This is a genomic window from Acinetobacter sp. WCHAc060025 (assembly GCF_004209355.1).
GTDB classification, from domain to species: domain Bacteria; phylum Pseudomonadota; class Gammaproteobacteria; order Pseudomonadales; family Moraxellaceae; genus Acinetobacter; species Acinetobacter wuhouensis.
On record NZ_SGSX01000020.1, the window covers coordinates 22,151 to 36,881 of the forward strand.

Below are 14,731 nucleotides of genomic sequence, written 5' to 3' on the forward strand. Positions count from 1 at the left end.
TAAAATAACAACGAATATCGTAAAGTTAAGGCAATATTCATTGACTGAATAAGGAATGCACAATATAATCGCGAACCTTTAGAAAAGATCAATTTTGGAGTTTCGATATGAAACGTACATTCCAACCATCTGAATTAAAGCGTAAGCGCGTTCATGGTTTCCGTGCTCGTATGGCTACTAAGGCTGGTCGTCAAGTATTAGCTCGCCGTCGTGCAAAAGGTCGTCACAGCTTAACTGTTTAATTCGTTAGACAGTTAGTTAGTACATGACTTTGGGTGTTATGTCTCTTTATAGTTTCAGTCCAGCGGTGAGAATCCATTGTGCTGCAGATTACAAAGGTGTATTTGATGGTGCGCTTTTTAAAGTGCATCAACCCCATTTTATTTTTTTAGCAAAGTTAACCGAACAGCCTAAAAGCCGTTTGGGTATTGTTGTTGCTAAGAAGAAAGTGCGCCGTGCGCATGAAAGAAATCGAATAAAACGTTTAACACGTGAAAGTTTTCGTTTAAACCAGCAAAATATTGACTTATTGGATATTGTGGTCATGCCTAAAGTAGGTATTGAAACTGTACCCAATGCTGAATTGTTTCAGCAGTTAGAATTTGCTTGGTTAAAATTGCAACGTATTGTTAAAAAGCACCATAAAATAGCTCAATCCTCCCCTCAAAAATAGAGGAAGCCAATGATTCGTATATTGCATTGGTTGATCCGTTTCTATCAAATTGCGATTAGTCCGCTCATTGGACCCCGTTGTCGTTATATTCCGACTTGTTCTCAATATTCGTTAGAAGCAATCCACACACACGGCGCATTAAAAGGCAGCTGGTTAGCCACTAAACGTGTCTGTCGTTGTCATCCATGGGGTGGTTATGGTTATGATCCTGTGCCGAAAAAAACAATTCGTTTTATTTCATTTCAGCAAATAGATTCTCAAACGCTTCATGTTCCTGTACCCTTGCGTGAACGTTTATTGAACCAAAATCACTCTAACCACTTGGGGTAATAGATATGCAACAATGGGCCAGGTTTGCAATCCTTGGGGCCATGTTAGTCACCGCATATTTGCTCATTTTGGCTTGGCAAAAAGACTATGGTCAGGATGCTACAACGAAAGCTGCGACTCCGCAGGCTGTTGTGGCTCATGATGTCTCTGCCGATTTGCCAAAAGGTCAAGCAACTGCGACTACTAGCGATGTTCCGCAAGCCAATGTAGCTGCTGCACAACAAAATACAGCTGCGCCAGCCACAGCAAATCAACAACTGATTTCAGTACAAACTGACCTTTATCATCTTTGGATTAGTCCGAAAGGTGGTGATATTGTTCGTATTGAATTACTGAATCATGACAAAAGCAAAGATAGCGATCAGCCTTTTGTTATGCTTGAAAGTGATGCAAAACGTACCTATGTGGCACAATCTGGGTTAATCGGACTCAATGGTCCAGACAGTAAACCAGATCGTCCAAATTATGCGTTCGAAAAAGCGACTTATACGCTTGCTGACGCGAAAGCGACTAAAGATAAAGACGGTAAGACCTCTGATGTTTTAACCATACCAATGGTATTAAAATCGGCAGATGGCGTCGAAATCATCAAAACATTTACCGTTAAAAAAGGTGAATATCCGATTGATGTGAGCTATCAGGTGGTTAACCGTAGTGCACAGAACTGGCAAGGACAAATGTTCGGTCAGATCAAACGTGATAACTCGGATGATCCTGGTAAAACTTCACAAGGTATTTTCACACTTGGAACATATCTTGGTGGTGCTTGGGGTACGCCTGATGAACACTACAATAAATTAAAGTTTGCTAATTTTACTGATGAAAAACTCAATACCGAAGCGAAAGGTGGTTGGGTGGCAATGGTTCAGCATTATTTTGTAAGTGCTTGGATGCCAGGTCATTTTGGTGGTCAACAATACACAGCAAAACTGGAATCTCGTAAATCTGCAGATGGTATGAATATCATTGGATTTACCTCTCCAACGATTAATGTTCCTGCTGGTAAAGCAATGAGCATTGATGCGACGTTCTATTCTGGTCCAAAAATTCAATCTGAGTTAAAAGATTTGGCAGCAGGTTTAAACCAAACTGTTGATTATGGTTGGTTATGGCCGATTGCGAAGTTATTGTTTGCAGGCTTACAGTTCTTCCACAACTTAGTAGGTAACTGGGGCTGGTCAATTATTCTATTGACTGTATTGGTGAAACTGATTCTTTGGCCATTATCGTCTAAGAGCTATCGTTCTATGGCGAAAATGCGTGTGATTGCACCTGAAATGCAACGCATGAAAGAAGAATTTGGTGAAGACCGCATGCGTTTCTCTCAAGAGATGATGGCGCTTTACAAACGTGAACAAGTAAATCCTCTTGCTGGTTGTTTACCGCTCCTTCTACAAATGCCAATCTTCCTTGCATTGTATTGGGTATTGATGGAGTCTGTTGAGCTTCGTCATGCACCGTGGATGCTTTGGATTCAAGATTTATCTGCGATGGATCCTTGGTTCATCTTGCCGTTGATCATGGGTGTGACCATGTTTGTTCAACAAATGTTGAACCCACAGCCAACTGATCCTATGCAAGCAAAAGTATTCAAAATCATGCCGATTATGTTCACTGTATTCATGTTGTTCTTCCCTGCTGGTCTAGTTTTGTACTGGATTGTGAACAACTCGATCACAATTTTACAGCAATGGTTTATCAACAAATCTGTTGAAAAAGCGAAAGCTGAACCGGAAGTGGTTTAATTGATTTAAACATCAATCCAACTGCTGAAAAAATCCGCTTGAGATGCTAATCTTAGGCGGATTTTTTTATTGTCAAAATTTGAGTAGATTTACATGACGAATAGTATCAACCTGACCACAATCGCTGCCATTGCAACACCTCCTGGACGTGGTGGTGTAGGTGTGATTCGTCTATCTGGCCCAAAAGCCTATGCTATTGCTGAAGCGTTGACACAAAAAGAATTACCGAAAGCGCGTTTTGCGGGTTTCCGTCAGTTTTTTGATGATCAAGGCGAAGTGATGGATGAGGGGCTGGCGATTTGTTTCCCAAACCCACACTCATTCACTGGTGAAGATGTGGTTGAATTACAAGGTCATGGTGGTCCTGTGATTCAAAATGCCCTGCTTGCCCGTTTATTGGAGCTCGGTGCGACTGCTGCAAAAGCAGGTGAGTTTTCCATGCGTGCTTTTGAAAATGGCAAAATGGACTTGGTACAAGCAGAAGCGATTGCCGATTTGATTGATGCGACATCACAAGCAGCAGCACGTTCCGCAGTACGTTCGCTTCAAGGTGCATTTTCCAACAAAGTAAATGCTGTGTTGCAAAATTTAATTCATTTGCGTTTGCATGTAGAAGCTGCGATTGATTTTCCCGAAGAAGAAATTGATTTTCTAGCAGATGGTAAAATTTTAGCCTTGCTTGAAGGTGTACAAGCTTCGGTAACTGAGGTTCAGACCTCAGCACGTCAAGGGCAATTACTCCGTGAAGGCTTACAAGTGGTCATCGCAGGTAAACCGAATGCGGGTAAATCTTCATTGCTGAATGCTTTGGCGGGCAATGATCGTGCCATCGTCACCGATATTGCAGGAACAACCCGTGATGTTCTGCATGAAAAAATCACTTTGAATGGTTTGCCAATCACCTTAACGGATACAGCAGGTTTGCGTGAAACAGGTGATGTGGTGGAGCGTGAAGGAATCCGCCGTGCCATTAAAGAAATTGAACAAGCAGATTTATTGCTTTTGGTGTATGACTTGAGCCAAGGTGAAAATCCTTTGGCTTTAGCGCAGGAATATTTTGCTGATCATCTTGAACCAAAACGTCTGATGCTGATTGGGAATAAGTGTGATTTGACAGCACAACAAGCTGAATTAAGTGATTTTGAAGGTTTCCGTCATATTACTGTTTCAGCAAAACAGGAAACAGGTGTGCAAGCGCTCATAGATGCGATTACAGTGCATGCAGGCTTCCAACCAGAAGAAGATACCTTTATTGCCCGAACTCGTCATTTAGACGCAATGAAGCGCACACAGCACTATCTTGCTGAGGCACATGAGCAACTTGTGGTGTATCAAGCAGGTGAATTGGTCGCAGAATCGCTTCGTTTAGCACAAAATGCATTGGGTGAAATTACAGGTGACTTTAGTGCAGATGATTTGCTGGGTGTAATTTTTGGATCGTTCTGTATTGGAAAGTAATTTCAATTTAAGCCTATATTCCAGTAAATTCTAATAAGTTCCAGTGATAATTAAATAGCATTAAGTTTTAATAGCTTAGTGCTTTTTTTATGTCTTTTTATTGTTCCAATATGTTCTATACGTTCATCTAGTGCTATGATTTTTTTAGTCACCTAATAGCTACGTGACAATAAAACCTTATTTTTATGCCTGAGTGACTAGAATAATGCCAAAGATAAACGGCCTGTTTTTCTCTACTGATAGAGAGATTCAAAACCTTAAACCACAGGACAAGCGATATTCAGTTAAAGACAAGCTGAATAATGGGCTGTTTATTGAGGTGAAGGAATCAGGCGTTAAGTCGTGGCACTATCGTTATTCACTGGCAGGCAAGCAAGAACGGCTTGTTATAGGTCGCTATCCTGATCTATCTCTTAAAGATGCTAGACAGATCAGAGATGAATCAGCCTCATTGGTGGCTAAAGGTATTTCACCTAAACAAGATAAGGCCAAGCCCAAAGGCATTTTGTTCAAGGACTACGGCGAACGCTATTTAAAAGAAGTCATTAAAAAAGACCGTAAAAACCCTTACAACATGGTTTTATGCCTGAGCAATGATATTTATCCGATGATGGGCCACATTCCATTAGATCAGATCAGTATTGAAGATATACGCCGTACTATATGGCGCAAAAAAGAACAGGGATATGATGCAGCAGCTAACCAAGTCAGAGGCTTGTTAAAGCGCATGTTTGATTATGCAATGACTTTGGACCTTGTACCTTATAACCCTGTTTTGGCTATCCCATCACGGCACGTACACAAGGCAAAGCCTAGAGATAGATATTTAAGCACAAATGAAATCCGCACCTATTACACCACCCTCCTAAACTCAAGAATTTATCGACCTAGAAAGCTGGGCCTTTTGCTGTCATTGCTGACATTGGTTAGAAAGTCAGAGCTATTGAGGGCTAAATGGGAGCATATCGACTTTGATAGCCGTATATGGCTTATCCCTGAAACAAAGGCTGATAGTGCGACAGGTCATAGCCGTGAAATGGTCGTTTATATGTCAGATCAGGTTATAGAGATATTTAAGGAACTAAAAGCGATTGCAGGCAATGAGCCTTTTGTATTTGTAGGCAGAAAGCCAGGTACTCATATCAGCCATAACGCCTTTAATACGGCGCAAAAGGCAGCACTGGCATTAACAGACTTGCCACCGTTTACCGTGCATGACTTGAGAAGAACGGCCAGCACCCATTTAAACGAGCAAGGTTTTAATAGTGATGCAATCGAGGCTTGTTTAAACCATACAGCCAAAGGTGTAAGGGGTATATATAACAAGGCCAAGTATGAAAAAGAACGCACAGAGATGATGCAGAAATGGAGTAATCATATTTTTAGTGTGATTTATGAACCGAATCTGATCTTTTTTAATCAGGCTAAAGGTGCTTAATTGTATCTAATTGTAACTTGCTGAATTATTAATTATTCATATATGACTAATAGTAATGCTATTCAATTTATAACTTTGCTTATATTAGATTTATAGCAAAAGTGAGGTAAAACGACTTAAACCGAATTAAATAGAGTTAAATTGAAGTTTAAAGCCTATAACTCAGGTTATATTTTTTTAATAGCACTGTTATTCAAAAGTGAATTATTTAAGTGGTGAGGTGTATCGAAGACGTCGCGCTTGTTGGGTAAAGAGGTAGCCATTTAAGCAAAACTCTTATAAAGTAAAACAATGAATTCAGTAGGAACTATTTATAGAATTCATGTCTGATGCATTTATTCTGCTAACCACAGAACAAATCTACAGACAAAGAAAAAGAGCCAAGCAACACCACATCGCTTGACCCTTTTTTTGGAACAGGTGGCTTTAGCAACACCACATCGCTAAACGCCATTAATTTTTAACCGCCGTGACAGGCACAAAACTAAAGGAACTTTAGAAATGTAAAACGATTAAAAACTAAGTTTTTTGTACTTTGAACAACAATGATAAACATTGATGAACGCTTTTATAGTAGTTCAAACATGGCATAAGTCAATAAGAATGTTCATATACCCGAACATTCATTGTTAGTCATTGGACTTAATTGAATAGGTATATATTGCTATATCTAATTAATAAAACTTAGTTTTTCCCTCTTAATTACTTTCTATTCCCTATTTTGTGTCTAGGCATTTCCATTATGGAGAATGTTTAGATGACTTTATCTAAAGAACAAAAAATCGAAAATGTACGCCTGATCCGCCGTAAAGAAGTACAGGCCAAAACTGGCTTGGGTGCATCGTCAATTTACGCAATGATGCAACAAGGCACGTTCCCGAAAGCAGTCAATATTTCCGAACGCCGTGTCGCTTGGATTGAATCTGATGTAGACCAGTGGATTAATGAACGCATAGCAAGCCACAAAGCCACCATTGCAACGATGGAGGCTTGAGCTATGGAAATTACTCTACAGGATGCAATTAGCATCACTCAGCAGGCACAAAGCAGACTTGAGCAGATCAGCCATGAAGTAAACGGCGAGCAGATAAAGAGCCTTTTTACTGATGTATCTGACTTCACTTGCTTGGCCCTTGATTACTTGCCTGATGAACTTAAAGCCGAAGCCAATGCAAGACAGATTGAACAGGCAATTGACCTGCTAGACCATGTTTCTATCCGAGCATCCGAATTAAGTGCAGAGGTATTTTCTAAGCCTTATTCAATTGATGACTACCTAAAGGCCGAGGCCAGCAAGCTAAATACCTTTTTACGCTTGGCACTGGAAACCTTGAGCATTACAGACCCAGCCGATCTATACGCCTATGCCCTTGCCTCATATTGTCCAACTGGCGAAACGGATCAGGAAGCAGATTTAATCGTAAATGATGAATCTATGAAGTTTTTAGAGGTTCGAGGCATTAACGGAACAGTTAAAGAGTTGCGTGAAGAACATGCCGACATGATGAAACATGCAGGTGCTAAGGATGTTCTGATAATCCACATCGGAACGATTCACAAGCTGACTGATGCACTGGCAAAGACGGGAGCATAAGGATATGAATAACACCCAATTAGAACAGATTTTAGAACACCTCAAGCAAGGGCAAAGCATTACCCAAATGGATGCAATCCGCCTTTTTAACTGCTACCGCCTGAGCGCAATAATCGAAAAGCTACGCCGTCAAGGTTATGACATTGTGACTCATCGAGAGCGCAATCATTCAGGTATCGGCACTCATGCACGTTATGAACTTATTAAGCAGGTGGCAGCATGAATATGAACCCCTCTATTTTTAATTTTAAGAATCATGGCGTTCGGATCGCCTTTGATGCAAACGGACAACCTTTGTTTTGTATGACCGATATTTGCAAGGTCATGGATATCTCAAGAACATCTGATTTATTGCAGATCGAAAGGGGGGTAGTTAAAAACGACACCCTTAAAAAGCGCGGTGGCCTGAATCCTGACGGCGTTTTTAAAATTCCTTTTGCTACGAATGGCGGTACTCAATTACTCACTTTTATTGATGAGCCTAATCTATATCGCATCATCTTTCGATCTAATAAACCCGAAGCATTGAACTTTCAAAACTGGGTATTTTCTGAGGTGCTGCCAACTATTCGCAAGACTGGGAGTTATTTAGCAAGACAGACCGCCTACGAAGAATTAAACCGCCTATGTATGCAGGAAAAAGTATCTAAGGATAAAGGTACATTTCATAGCCTGGGTATGCACCGCCGTAAACATGAAAAGCATTTAAATGCCGTCCGCATTGAAACATGCAAAGCTAATTTACAGCTAACTTTTGAGGGGGTATGCAGTGAATAATCATGTAAGCCCTGAGTTTTTCAGAGCCTTCGACCATTACAAGGCAATGCTGGCCCAGTATGGAGAACACCACCCCATCACAGAGCAAGCCCTTATTTTAACAATGCACTACACGCCTGAGCATATCAAAGAAGAAATGCACCAAAAGGCCAAAGAGTTAAACCTACTGCCACCGCCAAGCGGTTACACGGATGACGGCGAACCTATGTACCAGTTAGAGGACATTGCAAAGCATTTCGGCATTAGCTTTGAAGAAGCAGAACAGCGTTTATTGCAGATGATGGATAACCGCCAGCAAGTCGGATTATCAAATGACGGCGTTTTGATTGATTCAAATATCCATATCAACCGTGTGCAGTGAGGGCCAATAATGAAAAATGAATCATTAGAAAGTGCGGTTAATGTTGTTATGGAGGGGGTAGCCACAATGCTTGATTATGACCACCCCAAAAAACTAATAACACCCGAAGCCATTTTAAACGAATGTACGCAGCTTGTATCGTTTAATGATGCTTATTCATCACATCCATTAATACAGCGTTTTGGCAGTCCTGAGCAGCCGATCTATGTCGATGATGGCAATGTGGATATAAACGGCGTTACTTATGAAAAGCCTTTGATTATGCCTGTCTATGATGGGCAAATGGAGCTTGTTCAATGTGCTGTCATGCAAGATGGGCAGCGCGTGTCCGTCATACCTGATGGATTGGCTAAAGGTTTTGCAAGGTATGGTGATTTTGACCATGCCAAGCCTGTCATTATCACGTACAGCCTAGAAGCATTCTTTAAAGTCGCACAGACTGGCTACGCCGTTGTATTGGTGCTACTGCCTACCCTATGCAGCAACCATAAAACAGAACTCAAGCCGTTTGATTTTGAACAAATACAGTTCGTGATTAACCAGCTATCACAGGCAGGTTATAAGCAGCTTTATTTGCCTGTCAGAATTGAACACATGCACCTTGAGCCATTCAAAGCATTGGAGCAAAACACGGCTGTTAGACTGCTATGCCAGTATTTAAAAATTGGTGTAAGTGAATTTCAGATCGAACTGACCCAGCATGAAAGTGTAAGTGAAGTGCTGGCGTTTATTGATGAAGCGATAGAGGCATTACCCGAAAAGACCAATCTACCTAAAGGCCATTTAGCCAAGCCGTTTAAATATGGTGATGGTGTATTTCATCTTTTAGAAGATGGACTGTACTACATTGAGCAGACTAAAGATGATGAATATAAGCAATATATCTCAAGTCCTATTCATGTATTGGCACAAACGAGAGATTCATCGAGTAGTGCATGGGGGCGTTTACTAGAATGGCATGATGCGGATGGTATTAAACATGCTCAAGCCTTATCTATGCGCTTATTCCAATCTGACGGTAGAGAATTGCGTGAATATTTAGCTGATAAAGGCGTGGTTATCGCCCCAAGTGGCAAGGCAAGAAACTTGCTACAAAGTTATTTAATGAGCTACCCAACTTCCAAACGTGCTTTATGTGTAGAGCGTGCTGGATGGCATGATGATGTTTATGTATTACCAAATAAGCAGATCGGACAGCATAAAAACAGTGATTTAGTTGTATATCAAACTACTAAAAGCATTGAAAGTAGCTATCAAAGTAAAGGGGTGCTTAAGCAATGGCAAAATCATATTTCTATCCCTATCTCCAATCATTCTAAATTGGTCGTGGCTTTGTGTTCTGCTTTTGCAGGACAATTACTTGCACCATTGGAACAACAAACAGGTGCAGGTATACATTTCAAAGGGCAATCATCTAAAGGGAAAACTACTGCTTTATATGTTGCTTGTAGTGTATGGGGAAATCCTGAAAGGCATCATAAAACATGGCGTTCAACAGGTAACGCATTAGAGCATACAGCATATAGCTACAATGACAGTTTTTTAGGTTTAGATGAAATTGGGGAAATATCAAACCCTAGAGAGCTAGGTAATATTGTTTATATGCTTGCAAATGGTAAAGGTAAGGGGCGTATGGACAAAGGGATTACAGCGAGAATCCCTTATACATGGAAACTTATTTTCATGTCTACTGGCGAAAAGAGTTTAAAAGAAATCATGCAAGAAAGCGGACAGAAAACCAAACTAGGGCAAGAAGTTCGATTGATTGATATTGATGTTGACCAGTCGGAATATGGGTTATTTGATCAGATTGATTTTGCCGAAGATGGTGCAAAGCAATCAAGACAGCTTGTAGAGCTTTCAAATCAGTTTTACGGCGTGGCAGGCATGGCATGGCTGGATTATCTAGCCAGCGACAAAGATAAGGTTATGGCACAAGCTAAACAGCTATTAGAGCAATATAACATCGGATTAATTGCTGACGTACAGCAAGGGCATATTGTTCGTGTAGCTAACACTTTTGCTTTACTTGCAGTTGCAGGTGAATTGGCTACCCAAGCAGGGATAACAGGATGGGCAGCAGGTACGGCGTTCAATTCTGTAAAAACTGTTTTTAATACTTGGGTCAACGGCTTTGAGTATGTCGGAGATTATGAGAATCGGGAAATTGTGACCCATGTTAAAGCATTCTTTGAGGCGAATGAATCAAGCCGTTTTGAAGCTATTACACCCGATCCCGATCATATCGAGCGTATCAATAACCGTGTCGGCTACTGGAAGATAGAAAACGGCGAAAAGATATTTTATGTATTGCCTGAGCAGTTTAAAAATGAAGTCTGCAAAGGCTATGACAGTCGCAAAGCAGCAAGGGCCTTACTAGCTTACAACCTACTTGAGCATGACACAGGCAAGACCAGCAAGACAGCAAGAATCCCATCACGGAAAAATGCAGTGAAGGTTTACGCCGTTAAAGAGGCTATTTTTAGCTGGGAAGCATAAAAAACGAAGGTAACAGAGGTAACAACCGCATGAATAAAGGCTTTGAGGGCGTTACCTATAGCAAAACAGCACAGGTAACACGAGGTAACAGAGGTAACAAGTTCTAAATTTTCCCTCATTTGTTACCTATGTTACCCATCGTTACCCAAGCAAAAAAATATAGGTAACACCCTGAAACGCTGTCATAGCAAGGATGTTACCCATGTTACCTATGTTACCCATGAAAAATAGACATTCTGAGAAAATTAGAGAGATTTAAACCAATGCCAAACGTAAACAAAGTAACCGTGATGGGTGTTCTAGGTCGTGACCCTGAAACTAAAGAATTTCCCAACGGTGGCAGCATTACAACATTTAGCGTTGCAACTACCGAGTTTTGGAAAGACAAGACCACAGGCGAGCGCAAAGAGGCCACAGAATGGCACAGAATCACCACCAGCAACCGTTTAGCCGAGATTGCCGGTAAGTATCTCAAGAAAGGTGGTAAGGTCTATGTCGAAGGCTCATTGCGTACAAGGAAGTGGAAGGACAGTAAAGGAGCAGATCGAGAGGTAACTGAAATTCGAGCTGATGAGCTGCAATTGCTTTGATGGATTGTGATACCAGATAATCTTGTATGAGTTAATAGCCTCCTTTGTTGGGGGCTTCTTATTGGCTGAATGGTCATTATCACCATGCAGATTCAAGCATAGAATTAATAACTAGTTGAACAAGTTTAAAGTGGCTATATTCTATTGAACATATTTTTAAAATTTTAAAGAATAGGATGGCTTAATGTCTGATATTGAAACTGGTGAATTTATTCTATATGCCTCTGATGATGGAGAGCTAAAAATTGATGTTCGAACGTTAGACCCTATGACCGATAGGCCTGAACATATATTGGGATTTTTGAGTAAAACTGGACTACAGTTTAATTTTGATATTGAGCATACAGGCACAGAAGGTACTTATATTGATAGTCGGTATCAGTTTAAAGAAGTTCAAAAATGAGAAAAACTTTCTTGGAAAAACTGGGACATCCTGTTTTTACTGTTGCTGGTGTTATTGCTATAGGTGTTGGTGGAGCCTATGTGAGCAACTACGATTGTAGTGCTGAATGGTTAAAAGTAAATAATGTATCAACATTTATAGTCTTTTGCCTTACAAATTCATATTTATGGATTTTGATTGGCGCCATTATTTATTTTTCAAGCGAGTATATAAGATATGAAAAAACTAAAGAAATTGAGACTCAAAATAACACATTAAAGGAGAGTGTTAAAAAGCTGAAGGGTTTGGGGGCTGCCATTAATGGATATCAGGAAAATATTCAAGCTTTAAATATTCAGATATATGATCTACAAAATAGGCTTGCAGTAGGTTGGTTAAAGACTGCTTTTAAACAACATAAAATGAATTCTAATGAGCGAGTTACAATTTACTTTGAATTGAATGGTGAATTTAGCCTATTGGCTAGATATTCATCTAATCCTATGCACAAAGTGGTACACAGACAAAAATTTCCATTGAATGAGGGTGTTATTAGTCAAGCATGGAGTCATGGAAAATGTATTGAAAATACATGTCCATCACATAAAAGTGATGCAATAAAATATAGAGATTATCTGTCTAAAAAATATTCTTTTTTGCCTGAAACTATAGATAGCTTTCAAATGAAAAGTTGTTGGTATGTTGCTATAGCTATAAGTAAGGCTGATGATAATATAGGTGTTATAGTTTTTGAAAGTACAGAGCCAGATATACTAAATGAAACAGAATTAGATGAGTTGATTAGTTATTGTAAAAGTGAACAAAGCCATTTAGCTCAGTTTATTGATGAAAGTGAGGCTTTAGAGAATGCTAAAAGAATAGAATCAGCTAAAATCTCAGGTAATACAGATAATGATTTCTTGAGTTCATTAAGTAGGGGGGAATTATGAATAGATTGCAAAGTATCATTGCTTATTTTTGTCTTATTTACCCATATCCAGATGAGCTTTCTAACTCACGATTGACGAAACTTGTTTATCTTGCTGATTGGGTAAGTGCTCTTGCGGATGACCGGCAACTTACAGATATTCATTGGTTATTTAATCATTATGGGCCGTATGTTGATGATGTAAGAGAAGCAGTTTTGTATTCACATAATTTTTCATTACATAATGATCAGAATGTTTTTGGTTCTAGTAAAAATGTAATTAAATTTCATGGTTATAATGACGAAATTCGACTTTCTGAAAGAGATAAAAAAATTCTAAATTTGGTGATTGAGAAAACAAAAGGTAAGTATTACAACGAGTTCATTGATTATGTTTATTCTACTTATCCTGTCCAATCTCAAAATAGATACTTAAATTTAGATTTAGTTAAATTAGCTAATGAATATAAACATCTTGAGAGTTTAAAAAGTCCTAATTATTGGTAATACTGACTAGTTAAGAAAAACCGGTAAAATGTTGTAAAAATGAGCGTATATCAATACGCTCATTTTTTTATGAATTTATTTCAGAACTTAGACTTAACATTGCTATCACTGTAAGCGTCCGCTGAATCCCATGCCTATTTTTTTAATTTTGGTCGCATTTCCAGCGGACGCTTACCAATGTTTTCTATTGAGTTACGTAGTACATGACTGTCATAGACATGAGCCAGAACAGCCCTCCCCATGATTTTTTATCAAAATTTATCTAAATCATTAGGAAAATAGTGCAACACATTTTTGCCAATTTAACAGTAATTTATTGATAAATATAACTTAAACATGGTTTTCATCTTCCTTGAAGAGAGTGCCAAAAATACGTGTTTTTCATGCATAATTAGTGCAAATAAGGGTAAATTTATTCGCTTTTTATGCAATTTCATGCCAAAAACAGGCTTAAAAATGCAATTAATGGGTATCTAGCGCGTAGTTGATGGCAAATATTGTGGGTTTTATGCATGAAAAAAGACAGGAAGCGTACAGTAGAAGGCTGCTTGAGTATTGATAGCCGAACTATGGCTAAATCAAATTCATTTATAGACGGCGCTGCAGGTACGTGGGCCTGGAGAAATGGTAAAAATGAAATCATCAGCAGTACAGGGTATCTTCACCAAGACGGCGTACTCACCCTCCAATATGCAATTGATGGCCAAGCGATACAACAGCACATCAGAGTGACATCCACACCATGCAACTACGGAAAACACCGGTACTGGTTCTTATGCCCTAATCATGGCTGTGGTAAACGCGTAGCAAAGCTTTATCTAGCTGATGGTCTATTCCACTGCAGGCACTGCCATCAACTCAATTATCAAATACAGCAATGCCCTAAGAGGTATGTTGCCAAACTCAATATGCAACGCATGCGAATAAAGCTTGGATGGCCATTGGATCGTGACCAGGTGCCATTCATTAAAAAGGTCCATAAGCCACTTAATAAGAATAAGAAGACATTTCAGACTATGGTTACAAAGCATGATGAATATGAACGTCAGTACAATGCTGCATCTATAGCATTCCATAATGCATTTATGGATAAGCTAGGCAGACCCACGGAAAGCAAATACTCGGAATTAGAGACTTATGAACGCCCATTAAAATCCAGTTTAAACCCTATCCGTAGCAAGGCTAACAGATCTGCCAAGAAGGCCAAGCAGCTATGCCCAGACGGTGATTAACATAAACCAATTGGGTTTTGTTTGGGTTTGAGGAAATTCCCAATAGCACAGCGCGTAGATTAACGATTCGTGCACGCCCATTTAAGCTACGTTTATTCAATACCTGGGATGAAAGATTGATTTCAGCATATACCAAAATCAAAGTATCTATCGCTTTGGGAAATACCGAAACAATAAATAAGCGATACCAATAATACTCAAACTATTCACTACGATA

Annotated in this window: 16 protein-coding genes and 1 pseudogene; all 17 read left to right on the forward strand. The window is 39.5% G+C overall.

The genetic code is table 11. The features are described from left to right. Positions 1-107 precede the first annotated feature (107 nt). A complete protein-coding gene (gene rpmH, locus EXE09_RS15370) occupies positions 108-242 on the forward strand; it encodes a 50S ribosomal protein L34 (RefSeq protein ID WP_000831329.1) in 135 nt (44 codons plus the stop codon). 38 nt (positions 243-280) lie between these two features. Then, positions 281-673, forward strand: coding sequence for a ribonuclease P protein component (rnpA, locus tag EXE09_RS15375; RefSeq protein WP_068974157.1), 393 nt, complete (start codon positions 281-283; stop codon positions 671-673). A gap of 9 nt (positions 674-682) precedes the next feature. Further along, complete coding sequence (gene yidD, locus EXE09_RS15380) at positions 683-1,003, forward strand: membrane protein insertion efficiency factor YidD (RefSeq protein WP_068974158.1); 321 nt, start codon at positions 683-685, stop codon at positions 1,001-1,003. Between the two features lie 5 nt (positions 1,004-1,008). After that, positions 1,009-2,748, forward strand: coding sequence for a membrane protein insertase YidC (yidC, locus tag EXE09_RS15385; RefSeq protein WP_068974159.1), 1,740 nt, complete (start codon positions 1,009-1,011; stop codon positions 2,746-2,748). 93 nt (positions 2,749-2,841) lie between these two features. Then, complete coding sequence (gene mnmE, locus EXE09_RS15390; RefSeq protein WP_130117840.1) at positions 2,842-4,206, forward strand: tRNA uridine-5-carboxymethylaminomethyl(34) synthesis GTPase MnmE; 1,365 nt, start codon at positions 2,842-2,844, stop codon at positions 4,204-4,206. 205 nt (positions 4,207-4,411) lie between these two features. Continuing rightward, positions 4,412-5,644 carry a tyrosine-type recombinase/integrase gene (locus tag EXE09_RS15395; RefSeq protein ID WP_130117841.1) on the forward strand — a complete coding sequence of 411 codons (1,233 nt, stop codon included), beginning with the start codon at positions 4,412-4,414 and terminating at the stop codon, positions 5,642-5,644. 757 nt (positions 5,645-6,401) lie between these two features. Then, the gene (locus EXE09_RS15400) at positions 6,402-6,638 is read left to right on the forward strand and encodes a helix-turn-helix transcriptional regulator (RefSeq protein ID WP_004814006.1); all 237 of its coding nucleotides are present in this window, start codon (positions 6,402-6,404) and stop codon (positions 6,636-6,638) included. Between the two features lie 3 nt (positions 6,639-6,641). Beyond that, entirely contained in the window at positions 6,642-7,238 is a 597-nt protein-coding gene (locus tag EXE09_RS15405; protein ID WP_130117842.1) for a hypothetical protein, read from the forward strand. A 4-nt stretch (positions 7,239-7,242) separates the two neighbouring features. Then, positions 7,243-7,461, forward strand: a complete 219-nt coding sequence (locus EXE09_RS15410) for a helix-turn-helix domain-containing protein (protein ID WP_130117843.1) — start codon at positions 7,243-7,245, stop codon at positions 7,459-7,461. A 2-nt stretch (positions 7,462-7,463) separates the two neighbouring features. Beyond that, a complete protein-coding gene (locus tag EXE09_RS15415; RefSeq protein ID WP_130117881.1) occupies positions 7,464-8,015 on the forward strand; it encodes a Bro-N domain-containing protein in 552 nt (183 codons plus the stop codon). Beyond that, entirely contained in the window at positions 8,008-8,376 is a 369-nt protein-coding gene (locus EXE09_RS15420; RefSeq protein WP_130117844.1) for a hypothetical protein, read from the forward strand. The genes EXE09_RS15415 and EXE09_RS15420 overlap by 8 nt, the downstream gene beginning before the upstream one ends. 66 nt (positions 8,377-8,442) lie before the next feature. Continuing rightward, entirely contained in the window at positions 8,443-10,875 is a 2,433-nt protein-coding gene (locus EXE09_RS15425) for a DUF927 domain-containing protein (protein WP_130117845.1), read from the forward strand. 263 nt (positions 10,876-11,138) lie between these two features. After that, a pseudogene (gene ssb, locus EXE09_RS15430) lies at positions 11,139-11,462 on the forward strand (single-stranded DNA-binding protein); the annotation flags it as partial. Between the two features lie 187 nt (positions 11,463-11,649). Next, the gene (locus tag EXE09_RS15435) at positions 11,650-11,868 is read left to right on the forward strand and encodes a hypothetical protein (protein WP_130117847.1); all 219 of its coding nucleotides are present in this window, start codon (positions 11,650-11,652) and stop codon (positions 11,866-11,868) included. Continuing rightward, positions 11,865-12,797, forward strand: a complete 933-nt coding sequence (locus EXE09_RS15440) for a hypothetical protein (protein WP_130117848.1) — start codon at positions 11,865-11,867, stop codon at positions 12,795-12,797. Before EXE09_RS15435 ends, EXE09_RS15440 begins: the two co-directional genes overlap by 4 nt. Then, the gene (locus tag EXE09_RS15445; protein WP_130117849.1) at positions 12,794-13,282 is read left to right on the forward strand and encodes a Panacea domain-containing protein; all 489 of its coding nucleotides are present in this window, start codon (positions 12,794-12,796) and stop codon (positions 13,280-13,282) included. The genes EXE09_RS15440 and EXE09_RS15445 overlap by 4 nt, the downstream gene beginning before the upstream one ends. A gap of 512 nt (positions 13,283-13,794) precedes the next feature. Beyond that, positions 13,795-14,514 carry a hypothetical protein gene (locus EXE09_RS15450; RefSeq protein WP_130117850.1) on the forward strand — a complete coding sequence of 240 codons (720 nt, stop codon included), beginning with the start codon at positions 13,795-13,797 and terminating at the stop codon, positions 14,512-14,514. Positions 14,515-14,731: the final 217 nt, after the last annotated feature.

Excerpts from the sequence above, each read along its gene's own strand:
- rpmH (WP_000831329.1), top strand. The coding sequence starts at position 108 with ATGAAACGTACATTCCAACCATCTGAATTAAAGCGTAAGCGCGTTCAT.
- rnpA (WP_068974157.1), top strand. The coding sequence starts at position 281 with ATGTCTCTTTATAGTTTCAGTCCAGCGGTGAGAATCCATTGTGCTGCA.
- yidD (WP_068974158.1), top strand. The coding sequence starts at position 683 with ATGATTCGTATATTGCATTGGTTGATCCGTTTCTATCAAATTGCGATT.
- yidC (WP_068974159.1), top strand. The coding sequence starts at position 1,009 with ATGCAACAATGGGCCAGGTTTGCAATCCTTGGGGCCATGTTAGTCACC.
- mnmE (WP_130117840.1), top strand. The coding sequence starts at position 2,842 with ATGACGAATAGTATCAACCTGACCACAATCGCTGCCATTGCAACACCT.
- EXE09_RS15395 (WP_130117841.1), top strand. The coding sequence starts at position 4,412 with ATGCCAAAGATAAACGGCCTGTTTTTCTCTACTGATAGAGAGATTCAA.
- EXE09_RS15400 (WP_004814006.1), top strand. The coding sequence starts at position 6,402 with ATGACTTTATCTAAAGAACAAAAAATCGAAAATGTACGCCTGATCCGC.
- EXE09_RS15405 (WP_130117842.1), top strand. The coding sequence starts at position 6,642 with ATGGAAATTACTCTACAGGATGCAATTAGCATCACTCAGCAGGCACAA.
- EXE09_RS15410 (WP_130117843.1), top strand. The coding sequence starts at position 7,243 with ATGAATAACACCCAATTAGAACAGATTTTAGAACACCTCAAGCAAGGG.
- EXE09_RS15415 (WP_130117881.1), top strand. The coding sequence starts at position 7,464 with ATGAACCCCTCTATTTTTAATTTTAAGAATCATGGCGTTCGGATCGCC.
- EXE09_RS15425 (WP_130117845.1), top strand. The coding sequence starts at position 8,443 with ATGCTTGATTATGACCACCCCAAAAAACTAATAACACCCGAAGCCATT.
- EXE09_RS15435 (WP_130117847.1), top strand. The coding sequence starts at position 11,650 with ATGTCTGATATTGAAACTGGTGAATTTATTCTATATGCCTCTGATGAT.
- EXE09_RS15440 (WP_130117848.1), top strand. The coding sequence starts at position 11,865 with ATGAGAAAAACTTTCTTGGAAAAACTGGGACATCCTGTTTTTACTGTT.
- EXE09_RS15445 (WP_130117849.1), top strand. The coding sequence starts at position 12,794 with ATGAATAGATTGCAAAGTATCATTGCTTATTTTTGTCTTATTTACCCA.
- EXE09_RS15450 (WP_130117850.1), top strand. The coding sequence starts at position 13,795 with ATGAAAAAAGACAGGAAGCGTACAGTAGAAGGCTGCTTGAGTATTGAT.